This is a genomic window from Clostridium sp. (assembly GCF_036781005.1).
GTDB lineage: Bacteria > Bacillota > Clostridia > Clostridiales > Clostridiaceae > Clostridium_B.
In genome coordinates this window covers 21397-44784 of the sequence record NZ_DAIQBT010000018.1, presented here as the reverse complement: position 1 = coordinate 44784, position 23388 = coordinate 21397, and the positions used below count along the sequence as shown (strand labels likewise).

The following is a 23388-nucleotide window of genomic DNA, read 5'->3' as shown; positions in this document are numbered from 1 at the left end:
GGGGACTATATTGTTAATAAGTATTGTTTGTGGATGCATCGAAGGTTTTATGGTTAAACTTTCAATGCATCTTACTAGATATTTTTAGATAGTTCGTTTTCTATGCACATCAAAGCCTCTGCTACAATATTTTGCATATCAAAATATCTATACATCCCAAGACGTCCTCCAAATATAACCTTATTTTCTGTAGCTGCTAATGCCTTGTACTTTGCGTATAATTTGTTATTTCTATCATCATTCATTGGGTAATACGGAGCATCACCATGATGCCATATGGCGGGGTATTCCCTTGTGATTACTGTCTTAGGATTAGAATTTCCACTTTGACAACCAAATTCAAAATGCTTGTGTTCAATTATTCGGGTATATGGAACATCATATTCTGTAAAGTTAACAACTGCGTTACCTTGATAATTCTCACAATCTAAAATTTCTGTCTCAAAACGAAGAGAACGATATTCAAGTTTTCCATAGCAATGTTTGTAATATTCATCAATCATTCCGGTGAAAACAATTTTATCTGCAAGAGATGTCAGTTTATCACGTTGCATAAAAAAATCAGTCTCAAGACGAATCTGGACGCCTTCCAGCATTTTCTCAATGATCTGTGTATAACCTCCAATGGGTATTCCCTGATATCTATCATTAAAATAGTTGTTATCGTAGGTAAAACGGACTGGTAGCCTTTTTATAATGAAATTTGGCAATTCTGTTGCCCTGCGTCCCCATTGTTTCTCTGTATAACCTTTCACTAATTTCTCGTAGATATCTCTACCAACCAAACTTATTGCCTGTTCTTCAAGGTTTTTCGGTTCAATAATACCAGCTTCCTTGATCTGTTGTTGAATTTTAGCTTTTGCCTCTGATGGGGTAATTACTCCCCAAATTCTATTAAATGTATTCATATTAAAGGGCATATTATAGAGTTCAGATTTATATCTAGCAACAGGGGAGTTGGTGTATCTGTTAAATTCAGCAAACTGATTCATGTATTCCCACACTTTCTTGCTATCTGTGTGGAAAATATGTGCACCATACTGATGTACTTGAATTCCCTCTATTTGTACTGTATATATATTACCCCCAATATGAGAACGTTTATCTATCACGAGACATTTTTTACCTCTTTTATTAGCCTCATATGCAAATATTGATCCAAATAAACCAGATCCAACAATTAAATAGTCATACATTGCCAATCCTCCTTTTTGATTTGACAACTAAAAGGATACTATATTTTTAGTGCAATGGCTATCTTTTTTTATAAAGAACTTTTCACTTTATTTTTTATAATTAAATTTTTCAAAAGTTCTTAATGACTATGCATAACATATTTACACATATATCTAAATATCCATCCAATTGCCTAGAGTATTTTTTATAAAAGTGTATAAACTTTAAGTATAAGCAGTAAAAATCACTATAAAAGGAGTGTTTATTATGGCATATAATAGTAATAAATTAGTAATACCAGAAGCTAGAGAAGCTTTAAATCAATTTAAAATGGAATCAGCTAGAGAAGTGGGAGTAAATTTAAAAAATAGCTATAATGGAGATCTTACTTCTAGGGAAGCTGGTTCTATAGGTGGAAATATGGTTAAAAAAATGGTTGAAGCTTATGAACAAGGTTTAAAATAATATTTAATAAAAAAGCCTGTACCTTTAATAGGAATGCGGGCTTTATTTCAAATTTACAATGGATTAGAATGTTTAAGATTTAAATTTGTATTATCTAAATACAAATTTAATAACTGGTTAAAATAAGAACAGATGTACACAAAAAATAATATAGGTGATGATAATATGAGAAATGGATTAATTACAACGGCGTTAGGTACTGCAGTTACTGCGGGTTCAGTTGCATTAAGGGCATCGGATTTGAAAAATAGAAGAATGCATAAAAATGATATTGTTCCTATGATAGAAACAGCTGCTTTGGGATTCGGGTTAGCCCATATTGTTTTGGGAACAGTAGATTTATTGCAAAATCGAAGATAAGTCAAAAATCTCTACTCATATATTTAGAATTGAAAATATTCTTAAAATTGTGAGTTAGTAAATTGATCTACAAGTATGATGATAGTGGTATTTTAAAAAACTGCTGTAGTAAGGGCTGTCGCACTAAAAAATTTAGTTGGACAGCTTTTTACTAAAAAAAATAAATCTCCCACTCGAAAGAATGATATGCTCCCTTTGTGGTAGACAGTTAAAATAATAAAAACTGTTTGCTATAAGGAGGAGCATATTTTATGGGTAGAAAAGCTAAGATATCATTTGAAGAAAAGTGCAAAGCTATTGAGGATTATTTGAGTAACAAAAAAAGTGTAAGAGAATTGGTAACAAAATATCAGGTTACTCTGACTTCAGTACGTGACTGGATCTATAATTATCAATCAATGGGCATGGAAGGATTATTAACTGTGCGCACTAATTCTTCTTATTCGAAAGAGTTAAAATTGTCTGCTATTCAGGATTATTTATCAGGCAAAGGATCACAGGAAGAAATCTGTAAAAAATATGCAATACGTTCAAGAGTAATGTTACGGAATTGGATTTTAAAGTATAATGGTCATGAGTGTTAATGCAGAATCATTGTCTAAATTCATTAGCTTCTCCTTTTCTGTAAGTTTTTATTTATACTAATACTTAGAGTAACCTCCAAGTCAAGCAATAAATACAGAACCTACAACGAATTACTATTATAAGTCCTTTTAGAATTCTAATCAATGGAGATTACAGGCATCCTTGATAATTTAATTTTGACTCTAATCCACAAGTTCAATTGTTACTGAAAAATCACCATCCATTTTTCTCGGGAACGTACCTAGGTTTGTGTAAAACAAATCAAGGTACGTTCCCTTTGAGAGTTAAAAAACCTTTATCAGAAAAGGCTTATTAAAGTAGGCCATTTTTTAATTATTGAACTTATTTGCTCTTAGAACATCATGAAATTTTTTATAAAGTACTAAAAAAACGCTGCCGCGTTAACTTATTTTTTTATGCTAATGCGACAGCACCATTTAATACTATCTTGTGGCTTGCTTTAATATTTTTGGATAAATTATTACTCTGGCAATCTTATTGATATACTTGGAAGACAGAATTATAACAATAAAAAATGAAAGTATAATAATAAATATTTCTGTTCTGAAAGATTCTATGTAATGAAAAAAGTTATATTTAAGCAATAATTTTATAATAAAACCGTGAAATACATATACGGTCATACTTCTAGAACCTAAATGAGTAAAGAAGAATCTTTTATTTGGAACTAGTGTCAATATACAAATGGATATAATTATAGCTAATATATATAAAGTTATATCAATAATATAATTTGGATATACAGAGCTATTTAATTGTGAATAGGAAAGACTTCCATAGAACCATTTATAATTAATTTTATTATTTATTAAATATAACAGTGGGAAAATAGCCAGTAAAGTTAAAAACGCGTATTTTTTTGCAATATACTGTCTAATGATAGTTATATGATGCTTTTCAGTAAAGTATCCCATTAGGAAATAAGGGAAAAATGTTATAGTTCTTGATAAACTTAGATAATATCCAATGTTAGTATCATATCCACATAATATAGAAATAAGAAGTGAAATTATAATAGAATATTTAACCTTACAAAAATAAGGTAATATAAGATTCCATATAAATAGAGAAAGAAGATACCATGTAATCCAATAAGGATAAACTAAAGTGATTTTAAAATTTTCTGCTTTTAAAACGTAAATGTTAAATAGAGAATATAATAATTGAAAAATAACATAAGGTACAAAAATATTGGTGATTTTAGAAAATAATTTTTCTTCGTTGTTAATATCCTTTGAAAAATATCCTGAAATAAAAACAAATAAAGGCATATGGAAAGAGTATATAACTACATATAATAATTTAATGTTTGGATGTGAATTTATTAGTGGTTCTATGGTATGTCCAATTACTACCAGAGTAATTAATAATAATTTTAAATTATCAAAATAATTTTCTCTATAATTTTTTAAATTCATATTAAACCCCATATTTATGTAATATTTTATCCAAACGTTAGAATTAGCTAACTGCCAATTTCTTCAAAGTGCGGGATAAGTGTTGCGTGCCCTTGGATAAGTTCTCCCAATATTCAGGTGGAGAAAATATTCTTTGTAAGTAAACTCCATCTGAACCTCTGAATCATTTGATATTTATTATTTTATGTTTATACTGTTACAATATGGTGTTATATTAATTAATTAAATTTGTATTTTTTGAAAATTTAGTTAATAATGTTAACGAACATTAATTAGCGTAGGATTTCTATATCTTAATAGAAAACCCTACATTTCATGAGGTATTATTATATTTGTACAAAGAGAGTGAAATAATTAATAAAATTATACCATTTCACTCTTTTCATCTAATTTTGCATACATCCTATCCTGCTGCTTAGTTGTAAATTGAAAATATATTTCTGTATTAGAAACAGATTTATGACCTAACCACCATTGTAATTCCTTTATATCCATATCAGACTCAGCAAGATGAACAGCGGTTGTATGCTTTAAAGCATGAAAATGATGTTTGGATTTGTCTTCAATACCAGCCATGGAGCAATATTTCTTCATAAGATAATCCAGAGTCTGTCTTGAAATTGGATTATTTTTTTGACTTGAAAATAATACCTGAGAAGTTGAAGTTATGTTATTCTCAACAATATATTTATCTAAAATATATTTGGTTTTAGAATCTAATCTTAAGGTGTTGTTATTGCTGCCTTTAAGTCGTCTGCAGTAAAGTTCACCTTTTGAAGCATTGTAATCTTGCATTTTTAATAAAGCAATTTCCGAAACCCTTAAACCGCACCTATAAGCTATTCTAAAAATCACTAAATCCCTGAGAGAATGAGAAGTATAAGTGTTTTCAATTGTTTTAAAAAGAGAATATGCTTCTTGTTGTGTTAAATATTTAATTTTAGTTTCATTATTTCTTGACATAATTATTCTCCTCAACTATTTATTATACAAAATAATTATTTTGTACAATTTTGTCATAATATATTTCATAAAATATTCAAAGTACCATACAACTCTATCTAAACTAATATATAATAATTTTAGTGGAATGTCAAAAACAATTAAATTTTATATATTATTGGAGTATAATTGCATATTATAAATAGGTTGTTGTGTATACTTTTATTTATTAAAGTACTATAATTAAGTAAAAACTTTAATGAATAATACAGGGATATTTTTTAAAATATCAGTATAAAATATTATCTTAAATCTAAAGGAGGATTAACATAATATGGGTAAGACTATAAATATTGATTGGAATGAGCTGGGATTTGATTATATCAAAACAGATTTTAGATATATTTCTGTTTGGAAAGATGGCAGCTGGGATGATGGAAAACTAGTAGAAGATAATATGCTTACTATAAGTGAAGGCTCACCAGCGCTTCATTATGGACAACAATGTTTTGAGGGATTGAAATGTTATCGTAGAAAAGATGGAAAAATACAATTATTTAGACCTGATCAAAATGCAAAGCGACTAAACAATAGCTGTAGACGTTTATTAATGCCCGAAATACCAGAAGGAAAATTTATTAGCGCATGTGTTCAGGTTGCAAAAGCCAATGAAGAATATGTTGCACCTTACGGTACAGGAGCTACTCTTTACATTAGACCATTTATAATAGGAGTGGGAGATAATATTGGGGTTAAACCTGCAGAAGAGTATATATTTTGTGTATTCTGTTGCCCGGTAGGACCTTATTTTAAAGGAGGAGTTACACCTGTTAACTTTATGATTTCAGATTATGATAGAGCAGCACCTTATGGCACAGGAGCAGCAAAAGTTGGAGGAAATTATGCTGCAAGCTTACTTCCTCATGAAAATTCTGCTAAGAGAGGTTTCGCAGATTGTATATACCTTGATCCTGCTACCCATACTAAAATAGAAGAAGTAGGAGCAGCAAATTTTTTTGGAATTACCAAAGATAATAAATTCGTAACACCAAAGTCACCATCTATATTGCCTAGTATTACAAAATATTCTTTATTATATATAGCTAAGGAATATTTAGGTATGCGGGTTGAGGAAAGAGATGTTTACATAGATAAGATAGATGAGTTTGCTGAAGCCGGAGCATGTGGTACAGCAGCTGTAATAACTCCTATTGGAGGCATAGAGTATAAAGATAAGCTTCATGTATTCTACAGTGAAACAGAAGTAGGGCCTGTAACTAGAAAACTTTATGATACACTTTATGGTATTCAATTTGGAGATGTAGAGGCTCCACAAGGGTGGATCGTAGAGATATCAAGTGATTTTTAGGATATCAATAAAACTGAATTTTTGTTAATTTACCATTAAACTCTATTGTAATTTATGGGCAACAGTATTAAAATATAGTTAATAATCAATAATAATTTTATGAAATATATCCTTTACATAAGTATATGCCAAGGATAATCATAAGGAAGGGGCTGGAAATATGAAAATAACTGTGAATGGAAAGAACATAGTGCTGACAGATGCATTGAAAAATGCAGTGAGGAAAAAGTTATCTAAGATTGATAAGTATTTCAACCCTGATGTAGAAGCTCATGTTACATTAAGTGTACAAAAAAACAGGCAGAGAGTGGAAGTTACAATTCCTTTTGGAGGGGTTATACTAAGAGGAGAAGAAGAAAATGATGATATGTATGCTTCAATTGATTTAGTTTTAGACAAATTGGAAGGACAGATAAGAAAGCAAAAGACGAAACTTTTAAAAAGAAATAATTCTGAATCTTTAAGGTTTCAATTTATACCAGATGAAAAGGAAATTGACCACCAGGAACACAAAATAGTGAAAACTAAAAAATTTGCAGTAAAGCCTATGTCATCAGAAGAAGCAGTTCTTCAGATGGAACTTCTGGGTCACAGTTTTTTTGTATATAGAGATGCTGACCAAGGAGATGTAAATGTGGTATACAAAAGACGAGATGGAAATTATGGATTGATAGAACCTGAATTTTGATGGTAGCTACAGGGAGGAAGCACAGCTTCCTCTCTTTATAATTTAATATATACAGTAATTGTTAAATTTCAAATCAGTGTTTAAGTTGAATAGCACATAATTAGGTGATATAATTTAAAAGATGTACTTTTTTATAAAATTTAACGGGTGAGGATGAAGAGAATGAAATTTTTTCAAAAAATATTTGGCTCATATAGTCAAAGAGAAGTAAAGAGAATTATGCCTATAGTTGATAAAATAGATGCTTTAGATTCAAAAGTTCAGGCATTAAGCAATGAACAGTTAAGAAATAAGACGGATGAATTCAAGGAACGGATTGATAAAGGGGAATCATTAGATTCAATATTGCCTGAAGCTTTTGCAGTTGTCAGAGAAGTGGGATTCAGGACTGTAGGGCTTAAGCAGTATAGAGAACAACTCATAGGTGGAATAGTTATTCATCAGGGAAGAATAGCAGAAATGAAAACTGGTGAAGGTAAAACCCTTGTTGCCACTGCACCTGCATATTTGAATGCTCTCACAGGTAAAGGAGTTCATATAATTACGGTAAATGATTATCTTGCAAAAAGAGATAGGGATACCATGGCACCTATATATGAGGCATTAGGGCTTAAAGTAGGAGTTATCTTACATGACATGAGTCAATCTCAAAGACAGGAAGCTTATAATTGTGATATAACCTATGGAACTAACAGTGAATTTGGATTTGATTATTTAAGAGATAATATGGTTATCTATAAAGAAGAAAGAGTTCAAAGAAAACTAAATTTTGCTATAGTGGATGAAGTTGACTCTATTTTGATTGATGAAGCTAGAACACCTCTTATTATCTCTGGAGAAGGGGAAAAGTCAACAGAATTCTATAATATTGCTAATGGATTTGCAAAATCTTTAGAAAAAGATGATTATAAAGTAGATGAAAAAGCAAATGCAGTAATGCTTAATGATACAGGAATAAAAAAAGCAGAAACTTTTTTTAGTCTTGAAAATTATGCTGATCCGGAAAATATGGAAATACAACACTATGTAGTTCAAGCTTTAAAGGCAAACTATATAATGAAAAGAGATAAAGACTATATGGTAAAGAATGGAGAAGTGCTTATAGTAGATGAATTTACAGGAAGAATGATGGAAGGAAGAAGATATAGTGATGGGCTCCATCAAGCCATAGAGGCAAAGGAAGGAGTAAAGGTAGAAAGAGAATCTAAAACGCTAGCTACCATTACTTATCAAAATTATTTTAGGATATTTAATAAGTTGTCGGGTATGACAGGTACTGCACAAACGGAAGAAAATGAATTCAGGCATATATACGGGTTGGATGTAATAGTTGTACCTACCCATGAACCTATAGCCCGAGAGGATTTCCCGGATGTAGTATATAAGAGTGCAAAAGGTAAATTTAAAGCAATAGCAGATGAAATATATGAAACCTATAAAAAAGGTCAGCCAGTACTTGTGGGTACAGTAAGTATAGAAAAATCTGAGTTGCTTTCAGATATGTTAAAGAAAAGAGGGGTGCCTCATCAGGTTTTAAATGCCAAATTCCATGAAAAAGAGGCAGATATTATTTCCTATGCAGGGCAGAAAGGAACAGTTACCATAGCTACTAATATGGCAGGCCGTGGTACAGATATAAAGCTTGGAAAAGGTGTAGTTGCACTAGGAGGACTAAAAATAATAGGAACTGAAAGACATGAGTCAAGAAGAATTGACAATCAATTGAGAGGACGTTCGGGACGTCAGGGAGACCCCGGAATGTCAAGGTTTTATGTATCTCTCGAAGATGATCTTATGAGAATATTCGGTTCAGATAGGCTTCAAGGTATAGTTGAAAAACTAGGCCTTAAAGATGATGAGGCTATAGAAAGTAAAATGGTTTCAAATGCCATAGAAAATGCTCAGAAAAAAGTAGAGGGAAATAATTTTGATATAAGGAAAACCTTGCTTCAATATGATGATGTAATAAATAAACAAAGAGAAATTATATATAAGCAGAGATCTCAGGTTCTTGAGGGAGAAGATTTGAAAAATGACGTGCAGGATATGATAAAGAGTTTAATAAGCTCTATTGTAGATTCACACATATCAGGAATAGAAGAAGAATTTGAGGACGAAATAGTAAAATTACTTGAATATATGGAAGATGTATATGTACCTAAAGATTCCGTTAAAAAAGAGGATATTATAAGTCTTTCTAATGAAGCTATTAAGGATAAGTTTATAGATATGGCTGAGAAAATCTATGAACAAAAAGAAATAGAATTTACTTCAGAACAAATGAGGGAAATAGAAAGAGTTATACTGCTTAGAGTTGTTGATACAAGGTGGATGGATCATATAGATGATATGGAACATTTAAAAAGGGCTATTGGACTTAGGGCTTATAGACAGCAGGAGCCAGCACAGGCATATCAATTTGAAGGTAGTGAAATGTTTGAGGAAATGATCTATAATATCAAATTGGATACAGTAAAATATCTAATGCATGTGCAAATTGAAAGAGCTCCAGAAAGGGAGAGAGTAGTAAAAAATGTTATAACAAATCAGGAATCGAATTCTGTAAGGAAAGTGCCTGTGAAGAAAGAGAAGACCGTAGGAAGAAATGATCTTTGCCCATGTGGTAGTGGAAAAAAGTATAAAAATTGCTGTGGTAGGACTGTTTAAGACTGGAAAGGTGTGATTGTATGTTGATTCAATTAGAAGAAACTATTAGCAAGCTGAATGAATTATCACAAATTGTAAAAGAAATAAAGGAGTCTCTTTGACTTAGATAACTTAAGAAATAAGATGGAGGAATTGCAGGCAAAGATGCAAGAACCTAATTTTTGGAATGATGTAGATAATGCACAAAAAATATCAAGTGAAGAAAAAAGTTTGGAGAGTAGAATAGATAAATATAATCTATTATCACAGGGTATAGAAGATGCCAGGGTTTTACTGGAAATTATAAGAGAAGAAGAAGATATTATATCCTTTGAAGAGGTTTTAAAGGATATAAAGAATATAGAATTTCAAGTTGAGGTATTTAGAACAGAAACACTTTTATGCGGGGAATATGATAAAAATAATGCCATATTAAATCTACATGTGGGTGTAGGTGGCACAGATGCCCAGGACTGGACTGAAATGCTTCTTAGAATGTATACAAGATGGGCAGAAAAAATGGGATATAAAGTAAATACTATAGATATCCTTGAAGCGGAAGATGCAGGTATAAAGAATGTATCCCTTAGCATTGTTGGCGAATTTGCCTATGGGTATTTAAAAAGTGAAAAGGGTATTCATCGTCTGGTGAGAATATCTCCTTTTAATGCTAATGGAAAAAGACAGACTTCTTTTGCATCTGTAGAGGTTCTGCCTGAACTTACTGGGGAGCAGGATATAGAAATAAGACCTGAAGATCTTAAAGTTGATACATTTAGAGCAGGAGGAGCAGGAGGACAGCATGTAAATAAAACTGAATCTGCTGTTAGGATAACTCACATACCTACTGGAATAGTTGTACAGTGCCAAAATGAAAGAAGTCAGCATTATAATAAAGAACAGGCACTAAAAATCTTAAAGTCCAAATTAGTGGAACTGAAGGAAAGAGCTCACAAGGATAGAATTGAGGATCTTACAGGAGAACTTAAAGATATGGGATGGGGAAGTCAGATAAGATCTTATGTGTTCCATCCTTATAATCTGGTTAAAGACCATAGGACTGGTGTAGAAAGCAGTAATGTATCTTCTGTAATGGATGGGAATATAGATAACTTTATAAAGGCATATTTAAAACAACATGGTGGTAAATAATAAAAGGATGCTTAGGGTATTGTGACCTGAATGCATCTTTTATTGTTTTATCTAAAAGATTATTAGCTGATTATGCTATAATTTTAGTAAGTATTTTTAGTCGTATTATGGTCATTTTTATAAGATTAAGCAGGGATTCTATATGATTATGTAGAATATATAATTTAAAAAATGAAATCAGGAGGAATTATTTTATGAATATTAAAGAAAATGAACAAAATTTAAGTATTGACAAAAAGATTATTTATTTTTTCAAGAAGCCAGGTATTGTTTTTAGTGAATTCATAGAAAAACCTAAGTATTTATGGACAATGCTTTTAATTATTTTAATTAATATAATTTATGGAATTATGCAGACAACTACTTCTATGGATATTTTAAAAAAATCAATTACAGATAAATTTAAAGATACACCTGATATATCTCAAGCACTTATAGGAAAAGCAGCATCAATACCTATACAGGTTGTAACTATTATAGTAACTACTATAATAGGTATATATTTAGCATCATTAGTTTATATGGGGTTGGCCAGAATTTTTGGCTCTAAAATAAAATACAAGCAGATTGTATCTGTATACTGTTTAAGTATGTTGTCTATAACTATTGGTAAAATTGTAAAATGGCTGTATATGGCTATCACAAATAACCCTGTAGGAGTAAAGGCATTGGCTAAACCTACATTATTAAATGGTTTTTTAGATAGTTTTGATATATTCAATATATGGCAGATAGTATTATTGACCATAGGCATATCTGTAGTTGGAAAGATTTCAAAGAAGAAAAGTTTTGCCATTGTTGCAATTTGCTGTATATTTGTTATGATTATATCTTTACGATCCTATTTAAAACTTTAAGGTAATTTTAAACGGTAATTTTGATGACTTAAATGCAGAGAAAGGGATGGACTCATGAAAGATAAAAAGAAAATATTAATTATTGGTTCTGTTGTTGTTGTAATTATTATACTGTTTGTTGTAACATTTTTTTTAAGTCATAATAGACAAAACGCACATAAGAGTGATTCATTATTTGATGTATATACTATTCCAGCACAGCAGAATATATTTTTAGACGGAGAGGTTCAATATTCCAGAAAATTAAATTTTACTGAAGATGCAACTAAGGGAACCATTGATAAAATAAATGTGGAGGATAAAGAACAGGTAGGAAAGGGGCAAACTTTATTCACCTATAAGAATGACCAGATAATAGAGCAATATGACACTCTAACCCAGCAGCTTAAAAGTATTGAGACTCAGGCAAAATCTATAGCAAGTGTACAAAATAGTGCTCAAATTTCTGAAATTAATAGTCAGAAGACAAGTTTAAAACAGCAGTTAAACAATATTAAAGATAAACGATATACCACAATTTCTGCTCCCTTTGATGGAATTGTTTCCATGACATCAGATACTGAAGACAGTGCTAATAAAATTATTTTGACATTGATTGACCCTAAAATGCAGGTAGTAGCCAGTGTTAGTGAAAAAGATGTGTTAAAACTTAAAGAAAATCAAAAAATAAAAATTACCGTTTATGGTACAAATGAAGAATTTAAAGGCACTATTAGTTCTATTAGTACTGAACCATCACAAGCGCAGACTATTCAAGGTGCCTCAGTCTCAAATTTAACACAAACTACAGGAAGCAGTGTGTCTTATTATCCTGTCTATATTGATATAAACAATCAGCAGGGTATATATGCAGGTTTTCATATCCAGGGAACTGCAGTAGATGAAAGTGAACTGCCTAAAATTCCAGCATCCTCAGTTTTTAATGATAATGGACATAAATCAGTATGGCTTGTAAAAAACGAAAAATTAAGAAAAGTACGTGTAAGGGTTGAAAAATATAACACCACATATGTTAAAGTAAAAAGTGGATTAGACTTTAATGATAAAATTATAAAAAACCCATCTGGTGAAATGAAAGAAGGGGACAGCATTGACAAAGCATCTTCTGGAAGTTAAGGGTTTATGTAAGTGGTATGAACAAGATAAAAATCGCTATCATGTTTTAAAGAATCTGGATTTTAAAGTAGAGCAGGGCTCCTTTGTGGTCGTAATGGGCAAGTCAGGCAGTGGAAAGACCACTTTGTTGAATATTCTAGGACTTCTTGACAATTTCAATGAGGGAAGTTATATATTTAACGGTCAAGATGTGACAAAAATGACAGAAAACCAGCGTTGTTCCTTTAGAAATAATCATATTGGATTCATATTTCAACAGTTTTATTTAATCGAATCTTTAACAGTAGCCCAAAACATTGAACTTCCACTATTATATCATGGTGGATATAATAGTGATGAAAGAATTGATATGGTAAAGAAAAGTCTTCAAGAGGTTGAACTGGAGGAAAAATTCAAAAGTTATCCACATGAATTATCTGGGGGACAGCAGCAGCGTATTTCAATTGCAAGAGCACTTGTTAACAAGTCCGATGTTATTCTGGCAGATGAACCTACAGGTGCACTGGACTGGAAAACTGGATTAAACATTATTGATATACTGGCTAAGATGAATAAGCAAAATAAAACTATTATAATGGTAACTCATGATAGTGATCTTAAAAAATACGCTACTCATTGTGTTTTTCTCAAGGATGGCATTTTTTCTCAGGAGGATAATATATGAATTTGTGGGAACTTATATATAGTGCGATTTTAAGTTTACGTACACATAAACTTAGAGTTTTTTTAACTATGATAGGAATAATTATTGGAATAAGTTCTGTGGTTATTATTCTTTCTATTGGAGAAGGGTTAAAAGCACAGGTAAATCAATCCACTAGTGATGTAGGGGCAAATACTATTACTGTTAATTTTAAACCTTCAGATGTAAATTCTAAAAAAGTAGATACACCATTTGAATATAAGGATTTTCAATCTCTTAAAAATGTTGATGGTGTAGAAAATGTTACTAAGAGCAGCAGCGGGTTGGAAGGTTTGATAGGAGTTGTTGAAAATGCAACTTTTTTTGATAAGCAATCTTATCTTATGATAAATGATTATGATAAGAATTCAAGTGTCATGGCAGGAAGGGGTATAAGCCAGGAAGATAATGATTTTAAGCATTATGTGGTGGTGCTTTCAAAAGATCATGCCAAGGAATTGTTTGGAGAGGATATAAATAAAGGTATTGGAAAGGGAATTAAAATAAAAGATGAGTTTTTTGAAGTTATAGGCATTGAAAACGGAAATTCAGGTTTATTATCCATGCAATATGATTATGTCCCTAAATTTGCAAAGAAGCTTTTAGAAAATGATGTATCCATTTCTTCAATTGATGTTAAAATTAAGCAGGGATTTGATTCTGATTCAACATTCAAAGAAGTAAAAAAAGAGCTGGAAGTTCTTCACCCTGATGTAAAAGGAAGTTATACCAAGGGGGATCCTAAAGCTGTTTCTAAAGCTTTTGAAAAGATAATAAGCGGTGTAACTATTTTTATAGCTGTTGTATCAGGAATATCCCTATTTGTAGGTGGAATTGGAGTAATGAATATAATGTATGTATCTGTAACAGAACGCCGTCGTGAAATAGGTATTAGAAGAGCCATAGGTGCAAAAACAAACACAATTTTACTGCAGTTCTTGATAGAATCAATATTTATTACAGGTATAGGCGGAATTGTTGGAATAATTATGGGATATCTGATATCTTTGATTTCAGGAGCTTTTTTACCATTTAAACCTGTTGTAACTATAGGAATATTAATAGGAGCCTCTATTACATCTATTACTGTAGGAATAATTTTTGGAATAATTCCTGCATATAGAGCAGCAAATTTGGATCCTATTAAGGCTATTTACAAGTAATACTAGATTTAATTTAAGGAGAAAAATCGAATGCTAGCTGTTATAGGATACATAACAATAATTTTTATAATAAGTCTTTTAATCTCTATTGCTTCAGGTGTGAAAGATAATAGTGAAATAAAAAAAAGAATATTATCACAATGGGGAAAAGAACCAGAAAAGCAGTATGGCGAGGAAGATATAACAAATATATCAAAATATTTTGTTAATAGAACCCATCATGAAATAGAAAGATTCTTTGTTGATGAAATCACATGGAATGATTTAGATATGGATGAGATTTTTAAAGATATGAACAGTACTTGGAGTACTCCAGGGGAAGAATGTTTATATAGTATCCTAAGGGAACCATTATTTAATGAAAAAGAACTTAAATGTAGAAATGAGATAATAAATTTTTTTAAAGAGTATGAGGATGAGAGAAAAACTCTTCAATATTTTCTCGCTAAATTAGGGAAAAGAAGAGGTCTTTCCATAACTGATTATTTTTATAATGATAGTGAAAATAGGAAATCTTCTTTAACTCTTTATAGAATATTAGGAAGTATGCCTTTAGTATCATTAATTTTATTTCTTTTTAATGCACATCTTGCAGTTATTTGTTTAATAATGTTCTTTGGAATAAATACGGCAGTGCATTATATTGAAAAAGGCAAGATAGACTATAAACTGAGGGACTTTATGTATATGATTAAAATAGTGAGATGTGCTAATTTAATTTTAAAACAAAATATAAACAAATTAAAATATTATAATGGAAAACTTAAAAGCTCATTGAATTCCATAAGAAGTATAAAAAATATATCTTTTAATTTAAGTAGTAATGGTACAGATATATCTTTAATGTGGGAGTATGCTAATATACTTTTTTTAAGAGATTTAATAAAGTATGAAAAAATGTGTATTGTTCTTGAGAAAAAAAGTTATGAATTTAAAGTTATATTTCAGGTGGTAGGAACTTTGGACAGTTATATATCAATTGCTTCCTATAGAAAAAAATTGGGATTTTATACTGTTCCTGAATTACATAGGTGCAATAGAAAGGAAGAACAAGATATTGAAATTAAGGACATAGTCCATCCCCTCATAAAAAGTGGCATAGGAAATTCCATAAATATTTCAGAGTCTATTTTAATTACAGGTTCAAACGCTTCAGGAAAATCTACCTTTCTGAAGACTGTTGCCATAAATATAATATTTGCTCAAACTATATGTACTTGTACTGCAAGATATTTTAAAGGGTGTTATTTTAAGTTATATACTTCTATGGCACTTAAAGATAATATATTTAACAATGAGAGTTATTATATTGCAGAAACTAAGTCGCTAAAGAGAATAATTGATAACTTAAATGTACAAATACCAACTATATGTTTTGTGGATGAAATACTCAGAGGAACCAATACTGTGGAAAGAATAGCGGCGTCTTCACAGGTTTTAAAATATTTAACTATAAATAACTGCATATGTATAGCTGCCAGCCATGATGTAGAACTCACTTATATATTAGAAAAGTACTTTGAAAATTATCACTTTCAAGAGGAAATTTCAAATGATGAAATATCATTCGATTATAAAATTTATAATGGCAGGGCTACAACTCAGAATGCTATAAAACTTTTAGGGATTTTAGGATATGATAATGATATTGTAAGTAAAGCGGAAAAAAATGCAGTTAAGTTTCTACAACAAGGAATTTGGGAAGTAATATAGTATTTAAAATTGTATAGAAATTTTTTGTGATTTTGGTATTTGCAAAAGTCCATGTAAATATTGTAATATAATGTTATTTAGCTTAATATAATAAGTGAAATTAGACGGGAGGTAACGATGAAGGATATAACAGATATATTAGTTGAAGAACTGGGTGTAAATAAAAAATATATAGATAATGTTATAGAGTTGCTTGACTGTGGCAATACAGTGCCATTTATAGCAAGATATAGAAAAGAACTAACAGGAAGCATGAGTGATGTCACTTTAAGAAATTTGGCAGAAAGGCTTATATATCTTAGAAATCTTAAAACTAGAAAAGAAGATGTAATAAGGATAATAGAAGAACAAGGCAAGCTTACAGAGGAATTGAAAAGCTCTGTAGAGAGTTGTACCACTTTAACAGAAGTAGAGGATATATATAGACCCTATAAGCCAAAGAAGAGAACAAGAGCTATTATTGCAAAAGAAAAAGGGCTGGAACCACTGGCACAAACAATATTAGGTGGTAGTTTTAAAAATAATATAGAAGAATACGCAAAAGAATTTATAGATGAAGAAAAGGGTATGAGTTCTATAGAAGATGCTCTATTGGGGGCTGTAGATATAATAAGTGAAGTTATATCTGATGAAGCAAAATACAGAAAGTGGATAAGGAAATTTGTTCAGGAGAATGGAAGTATTGAGACAAAGGGAGAAAATAAGGAACCCAATCCTTATGAAATGTACTATGAATATGGTGAAGTTGTAAAATCTATTCCTCCTCACAGAATACTTGCTATAAATAGGGGGGAAAAGGAAAAAATTTTATCTGTAAAAATAACCTGTAACATGGATAAGATAATTGAATACTTAAACGGAGAGTGCCTTAAGGGAAATAAAGTAACGGATGTTTACATAGAGAGAAGTGTAGAAGACTCCTTAAAGAGACTAATATATCCTTCTATTGAAAGGGAAATAAGATCTGAACTTACAGATAGAGCAGAAGAGGGTGCTATAAGGATATTCAAGGCTAACTTAAAAGCTCTTTTAATGCAGCCTCCTATAAAAGGGAAAAATGTGCTGGGGTTTGATCCAGGATTTAGAACAGGATGTAAGATAGCAGTTTTAGATGATACGGGAAAATTTTTAGATACTGCTACAGTTTATGCTACTGCACCTCAAAATGATGTAGAAGGATCTTTGAAGATATTAAAGAATTTAGTATATAAATATGATGTCAGTGTTGTGTCCCTTGGAAATGGCACTGCAAGTAGAGAGTCAGAGGAGGTCATTGGAAGACTTATAAAGGAAGTAAAAGAAGAAAAAAACAAAACTCTTTATTATGTAGTAGTATCTGAAGCAGGTGCTTCTGTATATTCTGCGTCAGAATTAGCTGCAAAAGAATACCCTGATATAAATGTATCTTTAAGGGGAGCTATATCCATAGGAAGAAGGCTTCAGGATCCACTAGCGGAGCTTGTAAAAATAGATCCCAAGTCCATAGGGGTGGGACAATATCAACATGATATTTCTTCAAGGAAATTAGATGAATCCTTGAAAGGTATTGTAGAGGATTGTGTAAATAGTGTAGGTGTAGATTTGAATATGGCAACTTCATCCTTATTATCCTATATATCTGGAATAAATTCTACCATAGCTTCAAATATAGTAGCCTATAGGGAAGAAAATGGTAAGTTCAAAAATAGAAGAGAACTTTTAAAGGTAAAAAGACTAGGAGAAAAAGCTTTTGAGCAATGTGCAGGATTTTTAAGAGTTATGGAAAGTGATGAACCACTTGATAATACTTCGGTACATCCAGAGTCTTATAATGCTGCTAAAAAACTTTTAATGACTCTTCGGTATAATAATGAAAATTTGAAAAATAGTAGGCTTTTAGATGTAGAAAGTAGGATTGAAAGAATTGGCATGGACAATTTGTCAGAAGAGCTTGATATAGGAGTTCCTACATTAAGGGATATAATAAAAGAAATAAAAAAGTCAGGAAGAGATCCAAGAGAAGACCTTCCAAAACCTATATTAAAAACGGGAATAATTGATATGAATCAGCTTAAACCTGGAATGGCACTTACAGGCACGGTTAGAAATGTAGCAGATTTTGGTGCTTTTGTGGATATAGGAGTTCATCAGGATGGATTAGTACATATAAGTCAACTTTCCGATAAATTTGTAAAACATCCTTTAGATGTAGTTAAAGTAGGAGATATTGTAAATGTCACTGTACTTGAAGTAGATGAAAAAAGAAAAAGAATCGCACTGAGTATGAGAAAATAGAAAATTATTCTAAAAGAAGCATAATTAGTAATAAATAAAAATTATTTTAACAATGTATTGAATTTTATAGATAAAAGTATTATAATGAACCTATAAAAATTAAAATATAATCTTCAGGGCGGGGTGAGATTCCCCACCGGCGGTATAGCCCGCGAGCTGCGTGTGTAGCATGATTCAGTGAAATTCTGGAGCCGACAGTAGAGTCTGGATGGGAGAAGATAGAATAGTATGTTTATTAGCCCTGGTGTTTTTGCCGGGTTTTTTTATTGTTCACCTAGAAGATTATACTTGATATTTTAGGAGGTATTTAAAATGAACAGTAGTAAATTAAACAGATTAGTAAAGGTATCATTGTTAGGTGTAATAGGATTTTTATTTATGTTTATAGAAGTTTCAATTCCCATATTTCCAACATTTTTAAAAATGGATATAAGTGATTTGCCAGCTTTGATTGGAACTTTTGCATTAGGGCCTGGAGCGGGAATTGCCATAGAGTTTTTAAAAAATATACTTCATGGTATATTCAATGGAAAAACTGCATTTGTAGGAGAACTGGCAAACTTTGCAGTAGGCTCTGTTTTGGTTTTTACGGCAGGATATATATATAACAGGCATAAGACAAAAAAGATGGCAGTGGCAAGTTTAGGGGCAGCCACTATTGCTATGTCGGCAGTAGCAGGGCTTTTGAATTATTTTATATTGCTTCCACTTTATGAAAAAGCACTTAATATCCCTATAAGTGCAATGGTGGATATAGCAGCAAAAATAAACAGCAGCGTAACGGATTTAAATACACTTGTATTATTTGCTATTGTTCCATTTAACTTATTAAAAGGTGTAACTCTTACAATTTTAACCTTAATACTTTATAAGAGCGTTTCACCTCTGTTAAAACAGGAACATAATAAGATAAAGAATTCGGAAAAAGTAAAGATTTAGTATAAAACATTAGTAAAAATCTGGGATTATATCCCGGATTTTTTTAATATATTTTGACTTTATAAAACAGTAAATATATACGATAATTTCAATTAAGAGATATTTTTAATAAATTATAAAGGGTGATTAAGTTGGCGGGAATATGGAATGTAAATAGTGTATATGATATGAATAGCAAACAGATATCTGCAAAATTGTCTTTTGAAATAGGAGAGAAATTTTCTGCTAGAGTATTAAATTTAAATAAATATACAGGAGAAATACTTTTGAAACTTTTGGATGGGTGGAAATTTTCAGCTCAGATAGATAATCCTAAAGATATAGTAGAAAATAAACTTATAAGGCTTCAAGTAGAAGGATTTGAAAATGATAAATTAAAATTAAAAATTGTTACAGCAGAAGAAAAAGGTCAAAATCAAAGCAAAGATTCCATAAAGCTTTTTATCAAAGAGAATTCCATGGATTTAAACAGTGAAGATTATGGTATTATAGAAAGAATGGTAAAAAGTGAGATACCCTTAACTAAGGATAACATTTCCAATGTAAAAACTACCATGGATTTTATGAATAAAATAAAAGAAAATCCAGCAGAAGAGGATATATTTATAAAAAATTATTTAATTAGTAAAAATGTAGAATTTGACAGTGAAAAAGGAAAGTTTATAAAGGATACTCTTAAAAATTTTTTTAGTGAACTAAAAAATGTAAGTAAAGAGGATTTATTTATTTTATTAGAAAACAATATAGAGTTAAATGAAGATAACATAAAAAGTTTCAATAAAATATTTAAGCAAGAGGGTATTATATATAATGAAATAAAAGATCTAGAAATCATTGCAAAAGCTAGTGAATTGACTTATAAGAGTATAGAAGATACTAAAAATACAAAAGAATCGAGTATGTATAAGACACAAGAAGAAAGTACAGCAGGGAGCAAAATGAATACCTGGAATGCAGATGAAAAAGTTAGTTATACAAATGGAGAAAGATCAAATGCAAATATGAAGTTGGCTACAACCATGGAAAGTATAGATGAGGATAGATTAAATCAGCTTTCAGATAAAATAAAAAATATGAATGATGAAGGTAAATTACAGGCTAAGAATGATCAATCATTAGATACAAATAAAAATATTAATTCTAAGGATGTACAGCAAAAAGGTATTAAAGGGAAATTAGATAATTTAATTGATTTTTCCCAAAAGGGAAAATTTGTATCTTCTCAAGCTTCCAAGGATTTAAATTTAGCTGCAGGCAATGTAGATGAAATGGCGGATAACATAAAAAGGCAGGTAAGTATTAAGACGGATGAAATGAAAGATATAATAAGAACGTTTTTAGAACAAAATAATGATAGTGAAAATAAATTTTCTAAAAATATAATTTCACAGTTAAATAGCAGTGTAAATGATTTTAAGTTATTTAATACCATATCCAATTCTTACTATTATGTGGATTTGCCTATAAATTTAAATAACATGGATTATCAGTGCAAGCTTATGATTAAAGATGACAGAAAAAAGGGAAAAAAGATAGATGCAACTAATGTGAAAATAATAACATCTATAAGTACAGAAAATATGGGAATAGTAGATGCTTATCTGACGGTGAATAATGTCAATATGAACATAGATATTAAATGCAGTAAGGAGTGGATAAGTTTGATGAAGCAGGGATATAAAACAATACTAGAGAGTTTATCAAACATAGGTTATAATATAGATATTGAATTTCATGAAAAAAAGGAAGAGATGAATATATCTACCTGTAGAGAATTTTTTGATGATAATGATATAGGAATGTTAAATACTAAGGCATGATTAAATTATAGAAAAATATGTGACAAATAAATGGAGAGAGTATTATGAAAAACAGGAAAAAAGCAGTAGCTTTAAAGTATGAAGCAACATATAAAGCACCTATGGTTACTGCAGCAGGTATTGGACAAATAGCGGACAACATATTAAATAAAGCAAAAGAAAGCAATGTTCCTATAGTCTACGATAGGGAACTTACTAATCTTTTGAGTAATGTGGATGTAGGAGATAGTATACCTGTTGAGCTATATGATGTAGTAGCAAAAGTGATAGCTTATGTAGTAGATGTAGATGAAAATATAAGTAGAAGGTGATTATGTGGCGTTATTTGCAATATCAGATTTACATTTAGATATAACTGGAAACAAACCCATGGGTGTTTTTGGATATAATTGGGTAGAACATGATAAAAAAATCAGGAAAAATTGGATTGAAAATATAACCAGGGAGGATACGGTACTTATAGCAGGAGATATATCTTGGTCTATAAATATAAAATCAGGATTTGGTGATTTAGAGTGGATCAGTAATCTCCCTGGAACAAAGATTATGGTAAAAGGTAACCATGATTATTGGTGGAGCAGTATTACAAAACTGAATAATTTGTATGAAGATATGAACTTCATACAAAATAATTTTTTTCCATATGAGGATTATGCCATATGTGGAACTAGGGGATGGACTTGTCCAGGGAATGAAAATTTTTCGGCTCATGACAACAAAATATATAATCGGGAACTTTTGAGAATGAAGAATTCTTTAAATTCTGCAGTGAAAGCTGGATATAAAAAATTTATAGTTATGATTCATTACCCTCCTATAGGAGAAAAACTTATATGTTCTGATTTTAAATATATGTTTGAAAAGTACGGTGTAGAAAAGGTTATATATGGGCACCTTCATGGGGAATCTCTCTTAAAATCCATAACTGGAGTTATAAATGGGGTGGACTATATATTAACTTCTGCGGATTATATAAATTTTAATCCCATAAGGATATTATGAAATAAATTACAGGCCATACTGCAAACTTAAAATGTTTTAAAACAAATTTAATTTGCATTCAACCTGTAAGATTTAAATATTATTTATGAAATTTAGAAAAAATATTTTGTTTTTTAGTGTCTTTTAAATCATCTCCTAAATTATCTTCAGATTTTGCATTTTTTATATTCAATTTTATTAAGTCTTTTTGATCTCGAGCTATATTTTTAATTTTTTGTGGTGCTGTAGGAGCTGTTATTACTTGTCCTAACCATATCAGGGATTCCTCTTCTTTACCAGTACGTCTGCAGAGCTCTCCTATGAGATACATGGTAGTAAATATATCCATGCCGGATATGGGGAAATTTTCATTATAGTAGGCATTTTTAAAGTTTTCAAGGGCATAGTTTAAATACGCCAGTTCACTTTTTTTATTTCCTTTTAAGCGAAACATCCAGGCTAGTTTTATAAGATTATTTGCTTTTTTGCTGGATTTGGCTTTAATGATATCGTAGTTTAAAAGAGATAATTTGTATCTTTGTATTGCTAAATTTAAATTATATACTTCAGGATAATTTTTACTGTGCCATTTAGGTGAAATTTTAGTTCTTATTATATTTGCATCAAAGTCACTTAAACGTTCAAAATCATTTTTTATAGATGCATAACCACATTTATTACATACCCATACATCATAAAAATACGGATTTATAATTGAATATCTTATGAAAAAATCTGAATCTTTTTTCAATATTCTATATGAAGATTTTTTTATAGCTCTAGCATTAAATAATGTACTACAAACAGGACAGGTTATCTTTTTATTGTAAAGCATTAGCTTTTGCTTATCTTCATCATATAGATGATTCTTATTTTCTGAAGTGTCTGAAGTTGAAAATGTGTTATCAGTCATGTCGTTATCACCTCCGCTAAGTAGTATAATTATTATAACAAAACTGGGGATTAAAATCATATATTTTGTATATTTGATATAATGTTATTATATACTTTTCTGTTGGAG

Annotated in this window: 21 protein-coding genes and 1 riboswitch; of the genes, 17 read left to right on the top strand and 4 right to left on the bottom strand. The window is 30.5% G+C overall.

All coding sequences use genetic code 11. The features are described 5' to 3' along the window. Window positions 1-74: 74 nt before the first annotated feature. Window positions 75-1196, bottom strand: a complete 1122-nt coding sequence (glf, locus tag V7Q02_RS09010; RefSeq protein ID WP_333860677.1) for a UDP-galactopyranose mutase — start codon at window positions 1194-1196, stop codon at window positions 75-77. 247 nt (window positions 1197-1443) lie between these two features. Here glf and V7Q02_RS09005 point away from each other — a divergent pair, with 247 nt between their 5' ends. From V7Q02_RS09005 to V7Q02_RS08995, 3 genes are all read left to right on the top strand, one after another. Then, window positions 1444-1641 carry an alpha/beta-type small acid-soluble spore protein gene (locus V7Q02_RS09005; RefSeq protein ID WP_333860676.1) on the top strand — a complete coding sequence of 66 codons (198 nt, stop codon included), beginning with the start codon at window positions 1444-1446 and terminating at the stop codon, window positions 1639-1641. 165 nt (window positions 1642-1806) lie between these two features. Beyond that, on the top strand, window positions 1807-2001 hold the full coding sequence (locus tag V7Q02_RS09000; protein WP_012103945.1) for a hypothetical protein: 195 nt from the start codon (window positions 1807-1809) through the stop codon (window positions 1999-2001). A 251-nt stretch (window positions 2002-2252) separates the two neighbouring features. After that, window positions 2253-2585, top strand: a complete 333-nt coding sequence (locus V7Q02_RS08995; RefSeq protein ID WP_333860675.1) for a transposase — start codon at window positions 2253-2255, stop codon at window positions 2583-2585. 444 nt (window positions 2586-3029) lie between these two features. Here V7Q02_RS08995 and V7Q02_RS08990 read toward each other — a convergent pair whose 3' ends face one another. Beyond that, window positions 3030-4025: an acyltransferase family protein gene (locus V7Q02_RS08990; protein WP_333860674.1), complete on the bottom strand. Its 996-nt coding sequence runs from the start codon at window positions 4023-4025 to the stop codon at window positions 3030-3032. A 363-nt stretch (window positions 4026-4388) separates the two neighbouring features. Further along, the gene (locus V7Q02_RS08985) at window positions 4389-4988 is read right to left on the bottom strand and encodes a tyrosine-type recombinase/integrase (protein WP_012103943.1); all 600 of its coding nucleotides are present in this window, start codon (window positions 4986-4988) and stop codon (window positions 4389-4391) included. A gap of 313 nt (window positions 4989-5301) precedes the next feature. On the opposite strand from V7Q02_RS08985, the gene V7Q02_RS08980 reads away from it, so the two are divergent. The 14 genes from V7Q02_RS08980 to V7Q02_RS08915 all read left to right on the top strand — a co-directional run bounded on the left by V7Q02_RS08980 (window position 5302) and on the right by V7Q02_RS08915 (window position 22388). Further along, the gene (locus V7Q02_RS08980) at window positions 5302-6336 is read left to right on the top strand and encodes a branched-chain amino acid aminotransferase (RefSeq protein WP_333860673.1); all 1035 of its coding nucleotides are present in this window, start codon (window positions 5302-5304) and stop codon (window positions 6334-6336) included. Between the two features lie 160 nt (window positions 6337-6496). Beyond that, window positions 6497-7024 carry a ribosome hibernation-promoting factor, HPF/YfiA family gene (gene hpf / locus V7Q02_RS08975; RefSeq protein WP_333860672.1) on the top strand — a complete coding sequence of 176 codons (528 nt, stop codon included), beginning with the start codon at window positions 6497-6499 and terminating at the stop codon, window positions 7022-7024. 162 nt (window positions 7025-7186) lie between these two features. Continuing rightward, window positions 7187-9691: a preprotein translocase subunit SecA gene (gene secA, locus V7Q02_RS08970; protein ID WP_333860671.1), complete on the top strand. Its 2505-nt coding sequence runs from the start codon at window positions 7187-7189 to the stop codon at window positions 9689-9691. A 20-nt stretch (window positions 9692-9711) separates the two neighbouring features. Beyond that, window positions 9712-10822 (top strand): peptide chain release factor 2 gene (gene prfB, locus V7Q02_RS08965; RefSeq protein WP_333860670.1). Its coding sequence is split into 2 segments (ribosomal slippage): window positions 9712-9789 and window positions 9791-10822, totalling 1110 coding nucleotides; the frame shifts between segments, so codons are not numbered across the junction. A gap of 194 nt (window positions 10823-11016) precedes the next feature. Continuing rightward, on the top strand, window positions 11017-11679 hold the full coding sequence (locus tag V7Q02_RS08960; RefSeq protein ID WP_333860669.1) for a Yip1 family protein: 663 nt from the start codon (window positions 11017-11019) through the stop codon (window positions 11677-11679). A gap of 54 nt (window positions 11680-11733) precedes the next feature. Continuing rightward, window positions 11734-12795, top strand: coding sequence for an efflux RND transporter periplasmic adaptor subunit (locus tag V7Q02_RS08955; protein WP_333860668.1), 1062 nt, complete (start codon window positions 11734-11736; stop codon window positions 12793-12795). Next, the gene (locus tag V7Q02_RS08950) at window positions 12770-13459 is read left to right on the top strand and encodes an ABC transporter ATP-binding protein (RefSeq protein WP_333860667.1); all 690 of its coding nucleotides are present in this window, start codon (window positions 12770-12772) and stop codon (window positions 13457-13459) included. The genes V7Q02_RS08955 and V7Q02_RS08950 overlap by 26 nt, the downstream gene beginning before the upstream one ends. Next, window positions 13456-14640, top strand: a complete 1185-nt coding sequence (locus V7Q02_RS08945) for an ABC transporter permease (protein ID WP_333860666.1) — start codon at window positions 13456-13458, stop codon at window positions 14638-14640. Before V7Q02_RS08950 ends, V7Q02_RS08945 begins: the two co-directional genes overlap by 4 nt. A gap of 30 nt (window positions 14641-14670) precedes the next feature. Further along, window positions 14671-16353, top strand: a complete 1683-nt coding sequence (locus V7Q02_RS08940) for a MutS-related protein (protein WP_333860665.1) — start codon at window positions 14671-14673, stop codon at window positions 16351-16353. A 117-nt stretch (window positions 16354-16470) separates the two neighbouring features. Then, entirely contained in the window at window positions 16471-18627 is a 2157-nt protein-coding gene (locus V7Q02_RS08935) for a Tex family protein (RefSeq protein ID WP_333860664.1), read from the top strand. A gap of 105 nt (window positions 18628-18732) precedes the next feature. Beyond that, a riboswitch (FMN riboswitch) is annotated at window positions 18733-18851 on the top strand. A gap of 88 nt (window positions 18852-18939) precedes the next feature. Next, window positions 18940-19566, top strand: a complete 627-nt coding sequence (locus V7Q02_RS08930) for an ECF transporter S component (protein ID WP_333860663.1) — start codon at window positions 18940-18942, stop codon at window positions 19564-19566. 122 nt (window positions 19567-19688) lie between these two features. Further along, a complete protein-coding gene (locus tag V7Q02_RS08925) occupies window positions 19689-21386 on the top strand; it encodes a hypothetical protein (protein ID WP_333860662.1) in 1698 nt (565 codons plus the stop codon). A 44-nt stretch (window positions 21387-21430) separates the two neighbouring features. Further along, window positions 21431-21697, top strand: coding sequence for an EscU/YscU/HrcU family type III secretion system export apparatus switch protein (locus V7Q02_RS08920; RefSeq protein ID WP_333860661.1), 267 nt, complete (start codon window positions 21431-21433; stop codon window positions 21695-21697). A gap of 4 nt (window positions 21698-21701) precedes the next feature. Next, the gene (locus V7Q02_RS08915; protein WP_333860660.1) at window positions 21702-22388 is read left to right on the top strand and encodes a metallophosphoesterase; all 687 of its coding nucleotides are present in this window, start codon (window positions 21702-21704) and stop codon (window positions 22386-22388) included. A gap of 79 nt (window positions 22389-22467) precedes the next feature. Here V7Q02_RS08915 and V7Q02_RS08910 read toward each other — a convergent pair whose 3' ends face one another. Beyond that, window positions 22468-23280: a DUF2225 domain-containing protein gene (locus tag V7Q02_RS08910; protein WP_333860659.1), complete on the bottom strand. Its 813-nt coding sequence runs from the start codon at window positions 23278-23280 to the stop codon at window positions 22468-22470. Between the last annotated feature and the right edge of the window lie 108 nt (window positions 23281-23388).